18 protein-coding genes are annotated in these 17352 nt (G+C 70.9%); 6 read left to right on the plus strand and 12 right to left on the minus strand.

Translation table 11 applies throughout. The features are described 5' to 3' along the window. The first annotated feature begins 37 nt into the window (after window positions 1–37). Window positions 38–613: a hypothetical protein gene (locus J4030_RS10620; RefSeq protein WP_208049200.1), complete on the plus strand. Its 576-nt coding sequence runs from the start codon at window positions 38–40 to the stop codon at window positions 611–613. Further along, on the plus strand, window positions 610–1110 hold the full coding sequence (locus J4030_RS10625) for a DUF2505 domain-containing protein (RefSeq protein ID WP_208049201.1): 501 nt from the start codon (window positions 610–612) through the stop codon (window positions 1108–1110). Before J4030_RS10620 ends, J4030_RS10625 begins: the two co-directional genes overlap by 4 nt. Here J4030_RS10625 and pruA read toward each other — a convergent pair whose 3' ends face one another. The 5 genes from pruA to J4030_RS10650 form a co-directional block, all read right to left on the minus strand. Then, window positions 1111–2739, minus strand: a complete 1629-nt coding sequence (gene pruA, locus J4030_RS10630) for an L-glutamate gamma-semialdehyde dehydrogenase (protein WP_208049202.1) — start codon at window positions 2737–2739, stop codon at window positions 1111–1113. Between the two features lie 108 nt (window positions 2740–2847). Next, window positions 2848–3276 (minus strand): hypothetical protein, encoded by a 429-nt coding sequence (locus J4030_RS10635; protein ID WP_208049203.1) that lies wholly within the window; start codon window positions 3274–3276, stop codon window positions 2848–2850. Then, window positions 3273–4709: a wax ester/triacylglycerol synthase family O-acyltransferase gene (locus J4030_RS10640; protein ID WP_208049204.1), complete on the minus strand. Its 1437-nt coding sequence runs from the start codon at window positions 4707–4709 to the stop codon at window positions 3273–3275. Before J4030_RS10640 ends, J4030_RS10635 begins: the two co-directional genes overlap by 4 nt. A 21-nt stretch (window positions 4710–4730) precedes the next feature. Next, window positions 4731–6050, minus strand: coding sequence for a hypothetical protein (locus J4030_RS10645; RefSeq protein ID WP_208049205.1), 1320 nt, complete (start codon window positions 6048–6050; stop codon window positions 4731–4733). Beyond that, window positions 6047–6739, minus strand: a complete 693-nt coding sequence (locus tag J4030_RS10650) for a hypothetical protein (RefSeq protein ID WP_208049206.1) — start codon at window positions 6737–6739, stop codon at window positions 6047–6049. The genes J4030_RS10645 and J4030_RS10650 overlap by 4 nt, the downstream gene beginning before the upstream one ends. An 88-nt stretch (window positions 6740–6827) precedes the next feature. On the opposite strand from J4030_RS10650, the gene J4030_RS10655 reads away from it, so the two are divergent. Next, window positions 6828–7040 carry a helix-turn-helix domain-containing protein gene (locus tag J4030_RS10655; protein ID WP_208049207.1) on the plus strand — a complete coding sequence of 71 codons (213 nt, stop codon included), beginning with the start codon at window positions 6828–6830 and terminating at the stop codon, window positions 7038–7040. Window positions 7041–7049: 9 nt separating this feature from the next. Here J4030_RS10655 and J4030_RS10660 read toward each other — a convergent pair whose 3' ends face one another. Next, a complete protein-coding gene (locus tag J4030_RS10660) occupies window positions 7050–7577 on the minus strand; it encodes a hypothetical protein (protein WP_208049208.1) in 528 nt (175 codons plus the stop codon). 107 nt (window positions 7578–7684) lie between these two features. Here J4030_RS10660 and J4030_RS10665 point away from each other — a divergent pair, with 107 nt between their 5' ends. Both J4030_RS10665 and J4030_RS10670 read left to right on the plus strand, forming a co-directional pair. Next, entirely contained in the window at window positions 7685–8449 is a 765-nt protein-coding gene (locus J4030_RS10665) for a LysM peptidoglycan-binding domain-containing protein (RefSeq protein WP_208049209.1), read from the plus strand. Beyond that, complete coding sequence (locus tag J4030_RS10670) at window positions 8446–8988, plus strand: Rv3235 family protein (protein ID WP_208049210.1); 543 nt, start codon at window positions 8446–8448, stop codon at window positions 8986–8988. The genes J4030_RS10665 and J4030_RS10670 overlap by 4 nt, the downstream gene beginning before the upstream one ends. Before the next feature lie 8 nt (window positions 8989–8996). Here the strand turns inward: J4030_RS10670 and secA are convergent, their stop codons facing one another. After that, window positions 8997–11711 (minus strand): preprotein translocase subunit SecA, encoded by a 2715-nt coding sequence (gene secA, locus J4030_RS10675; protein WP_208049211.1) that lies wholly within the window; start codon window positions 11709–11711, stop codon window positions 8997–8999. A 105-nt stretch (window positions 11712–11816) separates the two neighbouring features. Between secA and J4030_RS10680 the strand changes: the two genes are divergently transcribed. Continuing rightward, the gene (locus J4030_RS10680) at window positions 11817–13529 is read left to right on the plus strand and encodes a GNAT family N-acetyltransferase (protein WP_208049212.1); all 1713 of its coding nucleotides are present in this window, start codon (window positions 11817–11819) and stop codon (window positions 13527–13529) included. On the opposite strand, the gene J4030_RS10685 is transcribed toward J4030_RS10680, so the two are convergent. The 5 genes from J4030_RS10685 to J4030_RS10705 are packed head-to-tail and all read right to left on the minus strand — an operon-like array spanning window position 13508 to window position 17302. Next, the gene (locus tag J4030_RS10685) at window positions 13508–13813 is read right to left on the minus strand and encodes a GNAT family N-acetyltransferase (protein ID WP_208049213.1); all 306 of its coding nucleotides are present in this window, start codon (window positions 13811–13813) and stop codon (window positions 13508–13510) included. The two genes, J4030_RS10680 and J4030_RS10685, sit on opposite strands and share 22 nt — an antisense overlap. Beyond that, entirely contained in the window at window positions 13810–15027 is a 1218-nt protein-coding gene (locus J4030_RS10690) for a winged helix-turn-helix domain-containing protein (protein WP_208049214.1), read from the minus strand. The genes J4030_RS10685 and J4030_RS10690 overlap by 4 nt, the downstream gene beginning before the upstream one ends. A 35-nt stretch (window positions 15028–15062) precedes the next feature. Next, window positions 15063–15719, minus strand: coding sequence for a response regulator transcription factor (locus J4030_RS10695; RefSeq protein WP_208049215.1), 657 nt, complete (start codon window positions 15717–15719; stop codon window positions 15063–15065). Window positions 15720–15735: 16 nt separating this feature from the next. Further along, complete coding sequence (hpf, locus tag J4030_RS10700) at window positions 15736–16437, minus strand: ribosome hibernation-promoting factor, HPF/YfiA family (protein WP_208049216.1); 702 nt, start codon at window positions 16435–16437, stop codon at window positions 15736–15738. A gap of 52 nt (window positions 16438–16489) precedes the next feature. Further along, on the minus strand, window positions 16490–17302 hold the full coding sequence (locus J4030_RS10705) for a ComF family protein (protein ID WP_208049217.1): 813 nt from the start codon (window positions 17300–17302) through the stop codon (window positions 16490–16492). Window positions 17303–17352: the final 50 nt, after the last annotated feature.

Here is a 17352-nt window from a genome sequence, read left to right on the forward strand (position 1 = left end):
CCCTATCCCCGACCCCCCGGCACTTAGGGTGAGCGCCATGGACGACCGGCGGCGCGCAGCGCGAAGCATCGTCGCGACGGTGCCGCAACTGCTGGGAGTGCAGGTCGAGACGGCCGATACGGCGGCCGCCGAAGCCGTCGCCGGTGCCATCGAACGGATCGCCGAGGGCCTGCTGCTCTGGCACGACCGGCTGGCGCTGGGTGCCGACCTGGCCGGGGCGGCTGCCGCTCCGCCGCCGCAGGTCCCCCTGCCGGACGACGACCGCACCACCCCGCGTGCGTCCGCGGCACTGCGGGCCGGTGTACGTCGCGGCCGGCTCCCCGGGCGGCCGGTCACGCTGCACCTGGCGGCGGCGGAACTGCGAGCCGCCGTACGCCGGATCACGGCCGCGACAGCGGACCTGACGGATCCCGCTGCGGGAGGCGCGAGCGCGATCGTCGATCAGTGCCTCTGTCTCGCAACGGAGTTGGATACGCATGCGGATCTGCTGCAGGTCGAGGGCGACCGGTTGGCGAACGCCGAGTCCTCCGAGCAGCGCGATCAGGTGCTGGCGCGGGTGGTGCGCGGCGAGCACCGACTGGCCCGCGTGGCGATGGTTACCCTGACGCCATGAAGATCGAAGAGAAGTGGGTCTATCCCGCCTCCAGCGACGTCGTCTACGCGATGATCGTCGACCCCGCGTTCCAGGAAGCCAAGTGCGTGGCCACCAAGGCCATCGAGCACTCCGTCGACATCGAGCCGGACGGTGACGGCCACACCGTGGTGACTCATCGCACGATGTCCACGGCGTCGTTCCCGTCGCAGTTCAAGTCGATGATCGGCGACTCCCTGCACATCACCGAGACCCAGGACTGGGGCGCACCCGACGCGGACGGCGTGCGCGAGGCCCAGCTGACAGTGGCCATCGCCGGGGTGCCGATCGGACTCACCGGCACCATCACCGCCACCCCGTCGGGGGCCCGCGGCAAGGACACCGTGATGGACGTCGCCGGCAACCTCAAGGCACGCATTCCGCTCATCGGCGGCAAGATCGAGCAGGCCGCCGCGCCGGCCATCGTGTCCGCCGTCCGGTCCGAGTCCGAGACCGGCAAGGAGTACCTCGCGCGCTGATCAGCCCATCGAGGGGTAGGGGTGACTCGTTGGCGGGACGAACGTCTCCTTGATCGAGCGCGGGCTGGTCCAGCGCAGCAGGTTGACCGGCGCGCCCGCCTTGTCGTTGGTGCCGGACGCCCGACCGCCGCCGAACGGCTGCTGCCCGACGACCGCGCCGGTGGGCTTGTCGTTGATGTAGAAGTTGCCGGCGGCGAAGCGCAGCCGCTTCGTGGCGTCGGCGATGACCATCCGGTCCTGAGCGAGGATCGCGCCGGTGAGCGCGTACGAGGCGACCGACTCCATCTGGTCCAGCACCGCGTCGTACTCGGCGTCCTCGTAGACGTGCACGGCGAGGATCGGCCCGAAGTACTCGGTGCTGAAGATCTCGTGACCGGGGTCGCTCACCTGCAGGACCGTCGGGCGCACGAAGTAGCCGACCGAGTCGTCGTAGGTGCCCCCGGCCACCACCTCGATGTCGGCGTGCGCGTGCGCCATGTCGATCGCGGCCTTGTGCTTGGCGAATGCCCGGTCGTCGATGACCGCGCCCATGAAGTTGGAGAAGTCGGTGACGTCGCCCACCGCGAGGCCGTCGGTGATCGAGACCAGGTCGTCCTTGATCTGCTTCCACAGACTCGCGGGAACGTAGGCGCGTGACGCCGCCGAGCACTTCTGGCCCTGGTACTCGAATGCGCCGCGGATCATGGCGGTGCGCAGCACGTCCGGGTCGGCGCTGGGGTGCGCCAGGATGAAGTCCTTACCGCCGGTCTCACCCACCAGCCGCGGATAGGTGCGGTAGCCGGTGAGGTTCGCGCCCACGGTCTGCCACAGGCTCTGGAACGTCGGGGTCGAGCCGGTGAAGTGCACGCCGGCCAGATCGCGGTCCGTGAGCGCGACCTTGGACACCTCGAGACCGTCGCCGGTGACCAGGTTGATCACCCCGTCCGGCAGCCCGGCGGCCTCCAGCACCTCCATGGTGAGCTGCGCGGCCCGCTGCTGCGTGGGCGAGGGCTTCCACACCACGGTGTTGCCCATCAGCGCCGGCGCGGTCGGCAGGTTCCCGGCGATCGCGGTGAAGTTGAACGGGGTGATCGCGTAGACGAACCCTTCGAGCGGTCGGTGGTCGGTGCGGTTCCACACGCCGTTCGCGTTGGCCATCGGCTGCTCGGCCATGATGTCGCGGGCGAAATGCACGTTGTAGCGCCAGAAGTCGATCAGCTCGCAGGCGCTGTCGATCTCGGCCTGAGCGATGGTCTTGCTCTGGCCGAGCATGGTGGCGGCGTTGATCCGGGCCCGCCAGGGACCGGCGAGCAGGTCCGCGGCCTTCAGGAGCACCGCGGCGCGGTCGTCGAAGGACAGTTCACGCCATCCCGGCGCCGCAGCCTTCGCCGCGTCGACGGCGAGCTGGGCGTCGGAGGCCGTCGCGTTGTGCATCGTGCCGAGCACCTTGCGGTGGGCGTGCGGCTGACGGACGTCGATCGCCGAGCCGCTGCCGGTCACCCGCTTGCCGCCGATGGTGTGCGGCAGGTCGACGGGCGCCGCCGCCAGCTGCTCCAGTGCGACGTCCAGGTCCGCGCGCTCGGGACTGCCCGGCCGGTACTCCAGGACTGGCTCGTTGCGGGGGGCGGGGACGGACGTGACGGCATCCATGAGCGGTGGCTCCTTCGTGCGGGGACAGCGCAGGGCCGAGAAGGCCCTGCATACGGTCCCGCCATGGTGGCACGACGGCCCGTCGTACGCCGACCGGGGACGGCCGCCTCAGGCGTCGCCGAGCTCGGCCAGCAGGTCCGCCAGCTCGGTCACGTCGTACCACGACAGGTCCAGATCGCTGTCCGGATCACGCTCGCCCGCCGGGTCCAGCACCTGCAGACTGACGACCCGCCGTAGATCCAGACCCTCGTGCACGATGACCCGGCCCGGCGACCCCTCATCGCCCGAGGCGGGTCGCTGCACCTGTTCGTCGTCGACGTCGGCGGCGACCACGACGCGGCCGCCGCGACTGGCGGATTCGAGCGCCGCCTCCTGCAACGCGGCGTACTCATGGCCCTCGACGTCCTCCGACGCCGGCAGCGACTCGATCAGCACAGTGGTGACGGAGAAACCCACCAGCTCCTCGTCGGCGACCCGGCGGGTGTCCCGCAACGCCTGCAGCTGCGGCCCCGTGAGCGGCAGATAGACGCGCTTCATGCTGCTCCCTCCTGCGCGAGCTCGGCCAACGCGTCCTCGATGCACTGCCCGAGCACGTCGAGGTCCGGCATCGCGTCGCGGTCGGCGTTCAACCCGAAGCAGACCTTCCCGTCGTACGACGTGAGCCCGATCGTCAGCGCCTGTCCCTTCGCGAGCGGGATCACCGGGAACGTGCTCTCCAACTGCGCATCGGCAGCGTAGAGCGGCTGCTGCGGGCCGGGCACGTTGGTGATCACCAGGTTGAACATCCGCCGCGAGATGGCGCTGCCGAGTCGCGAGCCCAGCGAGTGCAGCGTCGTCGGGGCGTAGCCGCCGAGACTCGCGAGCGAGCGCGCGCTCGCGCCGCCCTCCACCTGCTGCTGCATGTCGTAGGCGACCTGGTGCAATCGCATCATCGGTCGCGGCTCCCCGACGGGCAGATCGACGAAGCACGGCACCACCAGTCCCCCGCCCCCGTCACGCCCCGCAACGCTCAGCGGCACCATCGCGCGGATCTTCTCCGCGCCGGCCATGCCCTCGCCCCGGGTCATCAGCCAGGAGCGCAGGGCTCCGGTGATGGTCGCCAGCACCACCGCGTGCACGGTGATCGACGTCACGGGCGCCCCGTCGCCGTCCTGCGTCGTGTCGCGATTGTCCGCGGCCGTCACGCGCGTCCGCACCGCCTGGTAGGCCGCGAGGTCGCTCTCGACCATCACGTACCGCCGATGTGCACCGATGGGACGGTTGAGCGGGCTGGCGGGAGCGGGCCGGGTGACGCTGCGCGCCAGCACTCCCGCAATGTCCCCCATCGTGGAGAGAGCTTGCGTGGCAATCGATCTGACACCCGTCACCGCGTCACGTACGCCGCGCACCATCTCGGTCGGGCGCCGCAGGGCATCCATGGCCGCCGCCGCGAGCAGCTCCACGTCGCTGGGCGGTTTCGCCGGCCGCCACAGCCGGGGCAACGCGACGTCCCGGCCCGGGTCGGCATCGACGATGACCTGGGTCAGGTCGACGGCGTTCTGCCCGTCGACCAGGGCCTCGTGCGTCTTGGTGACCAGGGCGAAGCGGCCGCGCTCCAGGCCCTCGACCAGGTAGATCTCCCACAGCGGCCGGTCGCGGTCGAGAGCACGGGCCTGGATCCGGGCCACGAACTCCTCCAGCTGCGTGACGGTTCCGGGACGGGGCAGCGCCGAACGGCGTACGTGGTAGGTCAGATCGAAGTCCTCGTCGTCCACCCACACCGGCGGGCTCACCCGGCCGGGTACCTCCCGCACGCGCTGGCGGTAGCGCGGGATGTAGGAGATCCGGTTGCCGACCAGATCGAGCAGCAGCTCGTAGGAGAAGCCGTCCGGTCCCGGTTCGAAGATCATCACCGACCCGACGTGCAGCGGGGTGGTGGCCTGCTCCAGATAGAGGAAGGAGGCATCCAGAGAACTCAGTCGGTCGGCCACGACGCCATGCTGCCAGACGCCTCAGGAGGAGGCGGTGCCCCGGCGCAGCGCGCGCAGTCGTCCACGACGACTGCGCGATGGGACACCCGACAGTTGCCCCGCGAGGGCTCGGATCGCCTCGCGGGCCGCGGAGTGCGGCGCGCCGGCGGCCAGGGTGCGCCCGGCGAGCAGAGCGGCGTCCAGGGTGTCCCGGTCCTCGGGCACGAGACTCAGATCGCGGACTCCGGCGAACCGCTCGAGCGCCTCGGTCACCTTGGTCTCGGGGGAACCGCCGACCGCGGAACTGCGCACCCTGGTCACGACGACCTTGGGCTCCGACCGCACGAGGGGGCGCACATCCTCCAGGGCACGGACGAGGCGTTGCAGACCCACCGGGTCGGCCGTGCCGACCACGAGGACGATGTCGGCGGCGCGCAGGGTGGCGAGCGTGGCGGCGTTGCGGCGCGGCGCGAGCGTGTCGTAGCTGAGCTCCTCGTCCTCCTCGATCGGCGCCGCGCAGTCCACGACGACGAAGTCGACCAGGGCCCGGGCGGTGCGCAGCACCTCGGTGAGTGCCTCCTCTCGGATCTCCGGCCACCGCGACGCGCGGGAGATACCGGTCAGGACGCGGAACCCCGGGTCGGTCACCGGTGCCACTCCGGCCAGGCCCGGCGCATCGAGACGCCCGGATTCCGCCAGCCGCACCGCTGCGGCGATCCCGGGCGCCTCGTCCAGCAGGGCCAGCAACTGGCCCACACACGCGCCGTAGGTGTCGGCGTCGACGACCATCGCCGAGCGACCGCTGAGCACCAGTTCCGCGGCCAGGTTGACCGCGACCGTCGTGCGTCCCGGCGATCCGACGGCGCCCCACACCGCGACGATCCGCCCCTGCGGCAGATCGGAATCGTCATCCGTGTCGTCCCTGTCGTCCCCGGCGTCCGTGTCCCCCACCAGCAGCGCGAACTCGGCATCGACGTCACCGCCCGCAGGACGCGAGGTGGTCGAGCCGGGCGTGGCACCGGCCTGCAGCACCTGGGCCACGAGGGCTCGTGGGTCGTGCACGCTCACCACCCGCGGCACCGCCCACTGCCGCAAGGTGCGCTCCTGCGCCTCGTCGTACGGGTCGAAGACGCCGACGAGCGCGACGCCACTGGAGCGCAGGTCGGCCAGGACCGACCGGCGCAGGCCCGGCAGATCGGGTGAGATGACCGCGACCTGCGCGCGCCCGGCCTGAGCGACGGCGAGCAAGTCGGCCACGTCCGGGCAGCGGCGTACGACGCGCAGCTCGCCCTCCGAGCCGAGAGCGGTGGCGACCGCGGCCTCCGACGGAGCGCTCACCGCGGTGACGACGGTCGTGCTCACGAGCCGCCCTGCACCGGCGAACCCGCCGCCGGCACCAGATCGACCTTCGCGCCTTTGTTGACCGCCGCGAGGACGGCGGGCACCTGGGCGTCGGGGATCTGGACCTGGACCGAGTCGTCCGCAGTCCCTGCGCCGAGCCCGGTTGACGGCCGCGAGATCCTTGCCACCAGCACACCGGAGATCAGCAGCCGAGGGTCCTGATAGCCGGTGTCGCCGGTCGCCGCGGTCTGTTTGGCCGACACGTAGAGGTCGACGATCGACCCGGCGACCAGGATCGAGGACTGCCCGGTGGTGGCGGGCAGGGCGATGGTCTTCTCGTGCAACGAGGATCCGTCGCCCACCGCCGACGCCGGCACCAGCTCGCCGCTCTGCACCGCTCGCACCACCTGGCCGCGCGGCAGGCCGTCGTCCGCCTTGAGATACCCAGCATGTCTGCCGTCCATCCGCACCTTGACCGACGTCACGTCATCCCGCCCGATCGTCTGTCCGGGCACGAGGGTGTGCGACGCCTGCAGCATCTCGACGGTGGAGTCGAAGTGGGCGAGCGCAGCGGCGCCGCCGAGCATCGCCAGCAGCACGAGCAGGACTCCGGCGACCAACCGCCCGTCGCGCCACGAGGGCTTCTGCAGCCGGGCGGCGACCGGCGCAGGTAGCGGCACATGACTGCCCCGTCGGCGAAGCTGTGGCATCCGAAACCTCCCGGCGTCAGTGTCTCCGGACCGATCGCCGTCCACAACCGAAACGGCACAACTGTGCATGGTGGGACACAATGGACCGGTGCCTGCTCGATTCGTCCAGATCGCCGATGTCGCCGAGACGCTCAACATCTCCGCTCGCCAGGCGTACGGGCTGGTGAGCTCCGGTGAGCTGCCGGCGATCAAGGTGGGCAAGAGTTGGCGCGTCGAGGTCGCCGAGCTGGAGAACTACATCCAGCGGGCGTACGCCGACACCCGCACCCGGGTGGAGTCCGGCACCATCGACGTCGACTGAACCTCCCGATCAACCCCGCCGGATCACCGCGATCGCCCGGAAGGGCACGACGCGATGTCCGGTGAGCACCGCGGACCGCCGTACCGCGTCGGCCGGGTGCTCGGCGATCTCGACGTGGTCGGATCCGACGGCGTCCACGGTGCCGACGACGACCCCCCGGTGGACGTCCTGCACCGCGACGGCGCACCTGTCCCGGGCGATGCCTCGCAGCGCCACGCCGATGCCGAACCGGCGCCCCAGCCCCCGACCGTCGGTGCTCCGCGTCGGCAACCCGGCCACGGACAGCACCGCGGAGAACGGCAGCACGGCCTCGTCCAGGAGCAGCCAGTCGGCGCCGAGGTCCTCCAGCACCCCGCGGACCGGGCCGACGGGTGTGTGCACGGTCAGCCGTTCGCCGAGTGCGGCGGCCGCACGGTCGGTCCATGACACGGCCGCTCGTTCTCGTCGGGTGCGGTCGGCCACCTGCGCGTCCAGTTCGGCCTGATCGGCCTGCGCCAGCTGCGCCTCGAGGTCGGCGAACAGCTCCGACCATCGCATCCGTCCAGGCTAACCACGCGCGCGGTCTCCAACGGCAGTTGTCATCAAACGTCACTAAAAAGCATCAAACGTAGACAGACGACATCGAACGTGCCTACAGTCCATGTATGCCACGACCTGTCGACCTCGCCTCGGGCGACCTCCATCCGGGCCGTGCGAGCCTGCTGGGTGCCGCCACGATCGGTGCGCTGCTCGTCGCCACCTGCTGGTCGCTGAAGTCCTTGGCCACGGCGTACGCCGACCTGGACCACCGCGCGACGCTCAGCACGGTCGACGCGGTCCCGGTCGTGGTCCGCGCCGCCCTGCTGGCGACCCTGGCCTGGGCGACCATCCTGATAGTGGCCGGCCTGCGCGTGGTCGGCAGCACCCCGCGGGAACTGCCCGGTGGGTTGGTGGGCCGGGTCGCCCTGCTGCTGCTCGCCGCGACGATGACCACGACGTACGCCGGCCGACCGGCGTCTGCGGAGGCGGCTGCCGCGACCCTGCACAGCGCGGATGCCGGGGTTCGAGCTCCGGTGCCGGGCTTCGGCGTCCCTGTCCCCCTGCGCCTCGCGACGTCGAGCCCGTGCATGCCCGCGCCGGGCTGGACCGCCGAGCCGCCGGCCCGGACCCACCACCGTGGCGCGACGAGCGCACCCCTGGTCACCGGATGCGCCGGCAGCGCGCACGACGGCACCGAAGTCGTCGTACGACGCGGCGACAGCCTGTGGTCCCTCGTCGGCCGCCAGTTGCGCACCGACGACCCGGCGGTCATCGCCGCCGAATGGCCGCGCTGGTACGCCCACAACCGGCACCTCATCGGCCCCGACCCCGACCTGCTGCAGGTCGGTCAGATCCTGCATCGCCCCGCCGCACCAGGAGACCCACGATGAGTTCGACCGCGCTCTCCCCGGCTCCCCTGCGCATCCGGCCCGCGGTCGACGTGGAGCCCGGCGTGCTCAGCGAGGCGGAGCTCGACCGGCTCTACGCCGAAGCGGCCGGCACCGGGCGCGGCGGGAGGAGGTACGTGCAGTCCTGCCTCGCGGTCGACTTCCGCACCGCGAACGAGGACACCTACTTCGGGCCGCAGGCGACCCTGCGCGCCCAGCTGCCCGAACCGGTCGCCTGGGTGCGGGCGATGACCGCTGCGCTGTTGGAGAGCATGACCGGGGCCCGACCGCCGCAGCAGTTCGCCCAGTCGATGACCAACGACCTGTACGACGCGCTCACCCGCCGGCACGCCGTCGCCCGTCGCCGCGGAGCGGTCGGCGTGCGACGCAGCCTGATCCGCAAGGTGGCGACCTGCGAACCCGCCGACGGCGTCGTGGAGGCCAGCGTGGTGGTGCACCACGAGGGCCGAGTCCGCGCCATCGCCCTGCGGATCAGCGGAGTGGACGGCCGCTGGCTCATCACCGCGTTCGAGATGGGCTAGGCGCGCGATCAGCCCTTGCGCTTCTCCTGCTTGGCCTTGGCGCGTCGCTGCGCCCGCGGCAGCTGGGAGTCCTCGTCGGCGATCCGGCCCGACTCGTCGATCAGGTGTGCCTCGGCGCGACCGGACTCGTTCGGCGCGACGAGCGTCATCTGCTCGTCGGACTGCTGGGGCAGCGACGCCTCCAGCTCGTCCGGGTCGACCTCGACGTGGAAGACGCTCTGGACCGACTCCTCCTTGATCCCGTCGTTCATCGCCGCGAAGATCTCATACCCCTCCCGCTGGTACTCCACGAGCGGGTCGCGCTGGGCGAACTGGCGCAGGTGGATGCCGTCCTTGAGGTAGTCCATCTCGTAGAGGTGCTCGCGCCACTTGTGGTCCAGCACCGAGAGCACGACCCGTCGTTCGACCTCACGGGTGACCCGCTCGCCCAGCTGCTTCTCGCGGCTGTCGTACGCGTGCTGGGCGTCCGAGCGCAGCTCCTGGCCCAGCACCTCGGCGGTCAGCCCGGACCGGCCGCCCACCTCGTCCTCGACCTCGGCGAGCGTGACGGACACCGGGTAGAGGTCCTTCAGCGCCGCCCACAGGGTGTCCAGGTCCCAGTCGTCGGCGAAGCCCTCGGCAGTGGCGCCGTCGACGTACGCGTCGACCACGTCGTTGACGAAGTGGCGCATCTGCCCCTCCAGGTCCTCGCCCTCGAGGACCCGGCGACGGTCGCGGTAGATCGTCTCGCGCTGGCGGTTCAGCACGTCGTCGTACTTCAGCACGTTCTTGCGCTGTTCGAAGTTCTGGCTCTCTACCTGGCCCTGGGCGCTCTGGATGGAGCGGCTGACCATCTTGGACTCGATCGGCACCTCGTCCTCGCCGTCCGCGCTGACCATGAACCGCTCGACCAGCTTGTTGTTGAACAACCGCATCAGGTCGTCCTGCAGCGACAGGTAGAAGCGGCTCTCGCCCGGGTCGCCCTGCCGGCCGGCACGACCACGCAGCTGGTTGTCGATGCGTCGTGACTCGTGACGCTCGGTGCCGAGCACGTAGAGACCGCCCAGCTCGAGGACCTCCTCGTGTGCCGCCTTGACCGACTTCTCGGCCTTGGCCAGCGCCTCGTCCCAGGCGGCCTCGTACTCATCCGGCGTCTCAGCCGGGTCCAGGCCCTTCTTCTTCAACGCGGCGACGGCGATGAACTCCGGGTTGCCGCCCAGCATGATGTCGGTGCCGCGGCCGGCCATGTTGGTGGCCACGGTGACGGCGCCCTTGCGCCCGGCCTGCGCCACGATCGCGGCCTCACGCTCGTGCTGCTTGGCGTTGAGCACCTCGTGCGGCACCTTGCGGCGGCGCAACTGCTCGGACAGGTATTCGCTCTTCTCGACGCTGGTCGTACCGACGAGGACCGGCTGGCCCTCCTTGTGGCGGGCGACGATGTCGGCCACGACCGCACCGAACTTGGCCTTCTCGGAGCGGTAGATCAGGTCCGACCTGTCCTCGCGGATCATCGGCTTGTTGGTCGGGATAGTGAGCACCCCGACCTTGTAGATCTGGTGCAGCTCGGCGGCCTCGGTCTGCGCCGTACCGGTCATCCCGGCGATCTTGTCGTACATCCGGAAGTAGTTCTGGAGGGTCACGGTGGCCATCGTCTGGTTCTCGTTCTTGATCTCCACCCCCTCCTTGGCCTCGATCGCCTGGTGGATGCCCTCGTTGTAGCGCCGTCCCGCGAGCATCCGGCCGGTGTGCTCGTCGACGATCAGGATCTCGCCGTCGATGACGACGTAGTCCTTGTCGTTCTTGAACAGCTCCTTGGCCTTGATCGCGTTGTTGAGGTAGCCGATCAGCGGGGTGTTCTCGGCCTCGTAGAGGTTTTCGATGCCGAGCAGGTCCTCGACCTTCTCGATACCGGGCTCCAGGATGCCGACGGTCTTCTTCTTCTCGTCGACCTCGTAGTCGCCGTCGCGGACCTCGTTCGGCTTGTTCGGGTCCTTCTTGGGCGCCCGCGTGAGCTTGTCGACGATCCGGGCGAACTCGACGTACCAGCGGGTGGCCTCATCGGCCGGCCCGCTGATGATCAGCGGTGTGCGCGCCTCGTCGATGAGGATCGAGTCGACCTCGTCGACGATCGCGAAGTTGTGCCCGCGCTGCACCAACTCCTCCTGCGACCACGCCATGTTGTCGCGCAGGTAGTCGAAGCCGAACTCGTTGTTCGTGCCGTAGGTGATGTCCTTCTCGTACTCCACCCGCCGCTCGTCCGGGGTCATCGACGCCAGGATGACGCCGGTCTCCAGACCGAGCGCGCGGTGTACGCGGCCCATCAGCTCCGACTGGTACTCCGCCAGGTAGTCGTTGACGGTGACGACGTGCACACCCTTGCCCTCCAGGGCATTGAGGTACGACGGCAGCGTGGCGACGAGCGTCTTGCCCTCACCGGTGCGCATCTCGGCCACGTTGCCGAGGTGCATGGCGGCGCCGCCCATGATCTGCACGTCGAAGTGCCGCTTGCCGATGGTCCGGCGGGACGCCTCGCGCACCGCGGCGAACGCCTCGGGCAGCAGGTCGTCGAGGGTCTCGCCCTCTTCGAGCCGCTGGCGGAACTTGTCGGTCTCGCCGCGCAGCTCGGCGTCGCTGAGCTTCTCGAAGTCCTCTTCCAGGACGCTGACCTGGTCGGCGATCGCCTGCAGCTTCTTCAGCAGGCGACCTTCACCGGCGCGAAGGACCTTCTCGACTACTTTGGGCACGAAAGCTCCTCGTGAGTGGGCATACCGCCGTCGAGTTTAGGGCCCTGTGCTGCGGGCCACTAAATCGATGTGCGTCTGATGTGCAACGGCTGGTTGAGTGGCATCGTGCCCCACCTTCCCCACGACGTGCCCGTCCTGGTCGACGGCGACCTCACCCTGCGCGCCCAGCACCTCGACGACGCGCCCCGGATGACGCAGGCGTGCCGGGATCCCGCGGCCAGGGCGTGGCTGCCGTTGCCCGCGCCGTACGAGGAGTCCGATGCCCGCGACTTCATCGCCAGGATCGATCGGGGACGCGTCGAGGGCACCCAGATCGAGTGGGCGATCGAGCGCGGCGGTCGGTGGGTCGGCAACGTCGGGCTGCACGACCGGCGCGGCGACACCTTCGAGGTCGGGTATCTGGTGCACCCCGAGGCCCGCGGCACCGGGGTATGCCGTCGCGCGGTGCAGCGGCTCGCGGCGTACGCGTTCGACGAACTCGGCGTCTCGGGGCTGGCCTGGCGTGCCGCACGGGGCAATTTCGCCTCCCGGCGGGTGGCGTGGGCGTGCGGTTTCGCCGTCGACGGCACCTGGGAGGTACCGCACCCGGTGTCCGACGGCGGCGTCGTCGACGGGGTCTGGGTGGGGCACCTGCACGCCGGCGAGGCGCGCGCACCGCGCCACCCCTGGTGGCAGCCACCGGTGCTCGACGGCGGCCGATTCGTGCTGCGGCCCTGGAGCGACGACGACGTACCACGCCGGGGACCGGACGAGCAGAGCGCGCGCTTCATGATGGGCACCCAGCCGAGCCCCGCGTCGTACACCGACTGGCTGCTCACCCGGCGCGAGCGGATGGCCGCCGGCGCCGGTATCTACTGGTGCATCGTCGACCCCGACCTCGACGAGCCGCTAGGACACATCGCGCTGCAGCACCTGGGGGCCGCGATGACCCGCGGGACCGGCGAGCTCAGCTACTGGCTCTACCCGTCGGCGCGGGGCCTCGGGATCCTGCAGGAGGCGCTCGATCTGGTCATCGCGCACGCCTTCTCGCCCCTGACCGACGACTCGGGCGCAGCGGGACTGGGCCTGCACCGGCTGCAGGCCGGCACCGACATCGACAATCGGCCCTCGGCGCGCGCGCTGCGCCGGGCGGGTTTCCGGCAGGTGGCGACCGAGCGCGCCGTGCTCGCGCGCCCCGACCGCTCGCCGACCGGAGCGCTCACCTTCGAACTGTTGAAGGCCGACGACAGACTCGCGCAGAACATCGAGCCCGCCGTGGTCCCGACGCTGCGAACGGCCCGGCTCGTGCTGCGGCCCTGGACCGTCGAGGACCGCCCCGGTGAGGACGTCGAGCTCGATCGGGCGTCGTTGCGGTACATGCCGCCCGGTGCGCAGCCGACGTACTCCACCTGGGACGAGTGGTACCACCGTCGGGCTCGGCAGACCGACGAAGGACAGGTGATGTGGTGCATCGCGGACGCCCGCACCGACGAGGCCCTCGGCGCCGTGACGCTCTTCGACCGTGCCGCACCGGTGCGCGATCGTGCCGAGATCGGCTACTGGCTGTACCCGGACGCCCGGGGCCACGGGTACGCCGGCGAGGCGATCGACGCGGCGCTCGCACACGGTTTCGCGTCGCCGACGCAGGACGGCCTGGGACTCATCCGTATCGACGCGGACACCGATGCGGAGAACACCGCTTCCCAGAAGCTGTTACGGGAGAGGGGATTCCGTGAGTGGGGGCGTGCGCACTCCGACTACACCCGCGCCGACGGCTCCATCAGCGACAGCATCTACTTCGAGCTGCTCGCCCGGGACTACGAACCCACGAGGTCCTGATAGTCGGGGTGCTTGCCGACCCACGCCCGCACATAGGGGCACTGCGGGACGATCCTGGTCACGCCGCGCGCGCGCAGGTCGTCCAGGGTCGCGCGAGTGAGCTGGGAGGCGTAGCCCTGGCCCTGGTGACGCGGTGCGACCTCGACGTGCGGCAGCACGACGGCGTCCCCGACGTCCCCGCTGCCCCCGACCTCGACGAAGTCCGCGACGCCGACCTGCTCGTCACCGAGATAGGCCTCGTACCGGCCCCGCCCCTCCTCGCGTCGGACGGTCAGCTCGCTCATCGTGTCTCCTCCATGCCGGGTCCGGTCACCCTGCTCAGATCCAACCAGCCGGCCATCTGCTCCAACTGTCGGCCCAGGGCGCGGCGCGCATCGCCATCCGCGTGCACCTCCCAGTGCACCGCCTGCACCAGCAACGCCCCCGCCGCGCGATCCGCCTTGAGATCGACCCTGCCGACCAGCCGGTCACCGAAGAGGAACGGCAGGACGTAGTACCCGTGCACCCGCTGCGCCGCGGGGACGTATATCTCCAGCCGGTAGTGAAAGTCCCACAACGCGTGCGTCCGGTCCCGCTGCCAGATGAGCGAGTCGAAGGGGCTGAGCAGGGCCTCGGCGTGCACGGCCCGCGGCCGGGCCGCGTCGACGTGCAGGTACGCCGGGCGTTTCCAACCCTCGATCGTCACCGGCTCCAGCTCACCGCCTGCCACCAAGGCCGCGAGCGCCGGGGCTGCCTGCTCCGGGCTGAGCCGGAAGTAGTCGCGCAGGCACTGCACGGTGGCGATGCCGTGCGCCCGGGCGGCGATCCGCATCAGTTCCACGAACGCGTCCGTCGCCGCGGGCCGGGACGCCGCATCGGCGGCGTCGCGCTGCGCGGGTGGGAGCACCCGGCGTACGGCGTCGTAACGTCGCTCGAACTGGGCGGTCCGCCCGGCAGAGCCGATCTCGCCGGCCCAGAAGAGGTGCTCCAGGGCGTTCTTGACCAGCGACCAGTTCCATCCCCAGTGCTCGGTGGGGCGCTCCGCGTCCGCCGCGAGTCGCACCTCGCACTCCCGGGTGGTCAGGGGCCCGTGGGCATCGACCTCGGCCAGAACCTGCGCGACCAGGTCGGTGTGGTCGCGGGCGACCCGACGCATCCCGCCCCACGCGTCCGCGTGCGCGCGTTGCATCCGGAAGTCCAGCAGCGGCCAGGTGGCCGGAGGGATCAGGCTGGCCTCGTGTGCCCAGTACTCCACGAGCCGGCGCGGGGCGCGGTCCCGCGCCCGGTCGAGCAGCGCCCTGTCGTACGCGCCGAGCCGCGAGAAGAACGGCAGGTACTGACTGCGCACCAACACGTTGACACTGTCGATCTGCACCACGCCGACCCGGTCGACGACTCGTTGCAGATGGCGGACGGTCACCGGACCCTGGGGTCGCAGGCCGTGGAAACCTTGCGCGGCCAACGCGATCCGACGGGCGGCCGCGGCGCGCACCACCCTGGGCACCGGATCGGGAGACATGGTGGGCATTGTGCCCGTCGGCACCGACGGCCCGGTTACTTGCGCTCGCTCGAATCGACCAGCCCGGTCGACACCGCCCACAAGGTGGCCTCGACGCGGCTGCTCAGGTCCAGCTTCTCCAGGATCTTGCGCACGTGGTTCTTGACGGTGTTCTCGGCGATGAACAGCTCGGAGGCGACCTTGCGGTTGGAGTGTCCGGAGGCGACCAGCACGAGCACCTCTCGTTCGCGACGGCTGAGGGTGCCGGCCGCCGAGTCCTCGATCGCGGCACGCAGCGCACCGGAGACCGCCAGCGGCAGCACGAGGGGCACGAGGGCCGCGGAGATCCAGCCGCCCCCGGTGGACACCGCCCGCACGGCGGCCTCGAACTCGTCCGCGCCGGCGTCCTGCAGCAGCAGGCCGGCCGGGCCGTGCCGCAGCGCGGCCTGGACTGCGAGCGGCTCGGCCGGGCCCACCAGCAGGATGACCTTGGGGCGGTCCGGGACCGTGGACAGCGCCCGCAGTGCCCCCACCAGACCCGGCAACTCCGGCTGCACGAGGACGACGTGGGCGGGCCTGGCCGCCGACAGCGCGGTGCCGTCGGCGGCCGAGGCCACCACCTCCATGCCGCGTTCCTGGAGCACGGCGGCGATGCCACGTCGGTAGATCGGGCTGGCGGCGGCGACCTGCACGGTGATCTGCTGGTCGCTCACGCTTCCAGATTGTGCCTCAGGCTGTGGCCGAGACTCCCTGGGTTCGCGAATTCGACGGCGCCGCGTCGTCATCGGAGACCTCGAGCTGGATGACGCCGTAGGACCAGCCACGGCGCCGGTAGACGACACTCGGCGTACCGGTGTCGACATCCTGGTAGAGGTAGAAGTCGTGTCCCACCAGCTCCATCTCCCGCAGCGCCTGGTCAACGCTCATCGGGACGCTGTGGTGGACCTTCTCGCGCAGTTCGATCGGGCAGTCCTCGTCGCCACCGAGCGCGGCGACATGCGCCGGCAGGGGGGCCGGGTCTCCATCCAGTGGCGCTGATCCACCCGGTCCGTCCGGGCCCGAGGTGTCGGACCAATCGCTCAGCGCCGCCGTGGCCCGGGCGACCGACACCGGTACGCGGCGGCCCCTGTGCACCCGCCGCTTGTCGTGTTGCCGTCGCAGCCTCTCCCCCAGGCGCGTCGCGGCCAGGTCGAGGGCGCCGTACTCGTCGTCAGCGCTCGCTTCCGCCCTGATGACCGATCGTTTGGCGTAGCAGGTGATCTCGATGCGTTGTGCTTCCTTGGCCTGGCGGGGGTTGGCCTCGTGCGTCACAACCACCTCACAGCGGAGCACCGCCGGGTCAAGCTGCGGCACCTTGGCCAGCTTGTCCTCGATGTGTCGCTGAAAACGCTCGGGCACAGCCACGTGACGTCCGGTCACACTGATCTCCATGAACGACCTCCTGATCGTGAAATAGGGCAGATCTCGTGGCGGGCCGGACCGATCAGGCCGACGGATCACCCCCGGACGATGCAGGGACAGGCAGACCGGCGGCACGTCGCGTGCCGCCAGTGCGCTCCATCCCCCGACGGTAACCGGCCCGGGGGGTGGCGGCAATGGTGCAGGCAACGACGTGGGACGCCCCCGCCGAGCGCAGCGCTCTGGTCGCCTCGACCAGGGTCGATCCCGTCGTGACGATGTCGTCGATCACGATGACCACGCGTCCCGGGATCTGGGCACGGGCGTGGTCGCGGACGCGCATCGCGCCGCTCAGGTTGCCGGCCCGTGCGGTCGCGTCGAGTCCGGCCTGGTCGCGGGTCGGGCGTGCGATCCGCAGGAGCCGCTCCGGTGACGGGATCGGTCCACCCCGTGGCGCAAGAGCGCGGGTCACCAGATCCCACAACGGGTCCCGTCCCCTGGTGCGCAACGCGCGCCCGGACGACGGCACGGTGGTGATCGCCAGCGTCCCCGCGCGGCCCCCGCCGGCGCACCTGACACCCGCGGCGACCAGAGGGTCCTCCTGCAGGCATCCCGCGAGCGCGCCGCGTATGAACGGGACGCACTGATCCGCGAGGTCGGGGCGGTCGTCGTCCTTGTAGCCGCGCAGCACCTGCGCGAGCACGCCGGCGTACGCGGCCTGCGACCACGTCGGGGGAAAGCCGTCCGGCTCCGGCGTCGGCCGCACCCGGACGCTCACCGGCTGCAGCCGGGCCCGCAGTTCCGCCGTGCATCCGCCGCAGATGCGCGCACCCGGGGCGTCACACCCGCCGCACCGGCGGGGTGCCACGAGATCCAGCAGGTCTTCGGCCCAGCGCATCGCAGCAGTCGACCAGTCCGCGCGGGGGGCTCCCCGACGGTGGACGATCG

It is taken from the genome of Allobranchiibius sp. CTAmp26, from assembly GCF_017565405.1.
Classification (GTDB): domain Bacteria; phylum Actinomycetota; class Actinomycetes; order Actinomycetales; family Dermatophilaceae; genus Allobranchiibius.

Coding starts and splice junctions, on each gene's coding strand:
- J4030_RS10670 (WP_208049210.1), top strand. CDS start 8,446: ATGAGTTCGACCGCGCTCTCCCCGGCTCCCCTGCGCATCCGGCCCGCG.
- J4030_RS10635 (WP_208049203.1), bottom strand. CDS start 3,276: ATGAAGCGCGTCTATCTGCCGCTCACGGGGCCGCAGCTGCAGGCGTTG.
- J4030_RS10625 (WP_208049201.1), top strand. CDS start 610: ATGAAGATCGAAGAGAAGTGGGTCTATCCCGCCTCCAGCGACGTCGTC.
- J4030_RS10690 (WP_208049214.1), bottom strand. CDS start 15,027: ATGTCTCCCGATCCGGTGCCCAGGGTGGTGCGCGCCGCGGCCGCCCGT.
- J4030_RS10665 (WP_208049209.1), top strand. CDS start 7,685: ATGCCACGACCTGTCGACCTCGCCTCGGGCGACCTCCATCCGGGCCGT.
- J4030_RS10685 (WP_208049213.1), bottom strand. CDS start 13,813: ATGAGCGAGCTGACCGTCCGACGCGAGGAGGGGCGGGGCCGGTACGAG.
- J4030_RS10620 (WP_208049200.1), top strand. CDS start 38: ATGGACGACCGGCGGCGCGCAGCGCGAAGCATCGTCGCGACGGTGCCG.
- J4030_RS10650 (WP_208049206.1), bottom strand. CDS start 6,739: ATGCCACAGCTTCGCCGACGGGGCAGTCATGTGCCGCTACCTGCGCCG.
- J4030_RS10705 (WP_208049217.1), bottom strand. CDS start 17,302: ATGCGCTGGGCCGAAGACCTGCTGGATCTCGTGGCACCCCGCCGGTGC.
- pruA (WP_208049202.1), bottom strand. CDS start 2,739: ATGGATGCCGTCACGTCCGTCCCCGCCCCCCGCAACGAGCCAGTCCTG.
- hpf (WP_208049216.1), bottom strand. CDS start 16,437: ATGGAGATCAGTGTGACCGGACGTCACGTGGCTGTGCCCGAGCGTTTT.
- J4030_RS10660 (WP_208049208.1), bottom strand. CDS start 7,577: ATGCGATGGTCGGAGCTGTTCGCCGACCTCGAGGCGCAGCTGGCGCAG.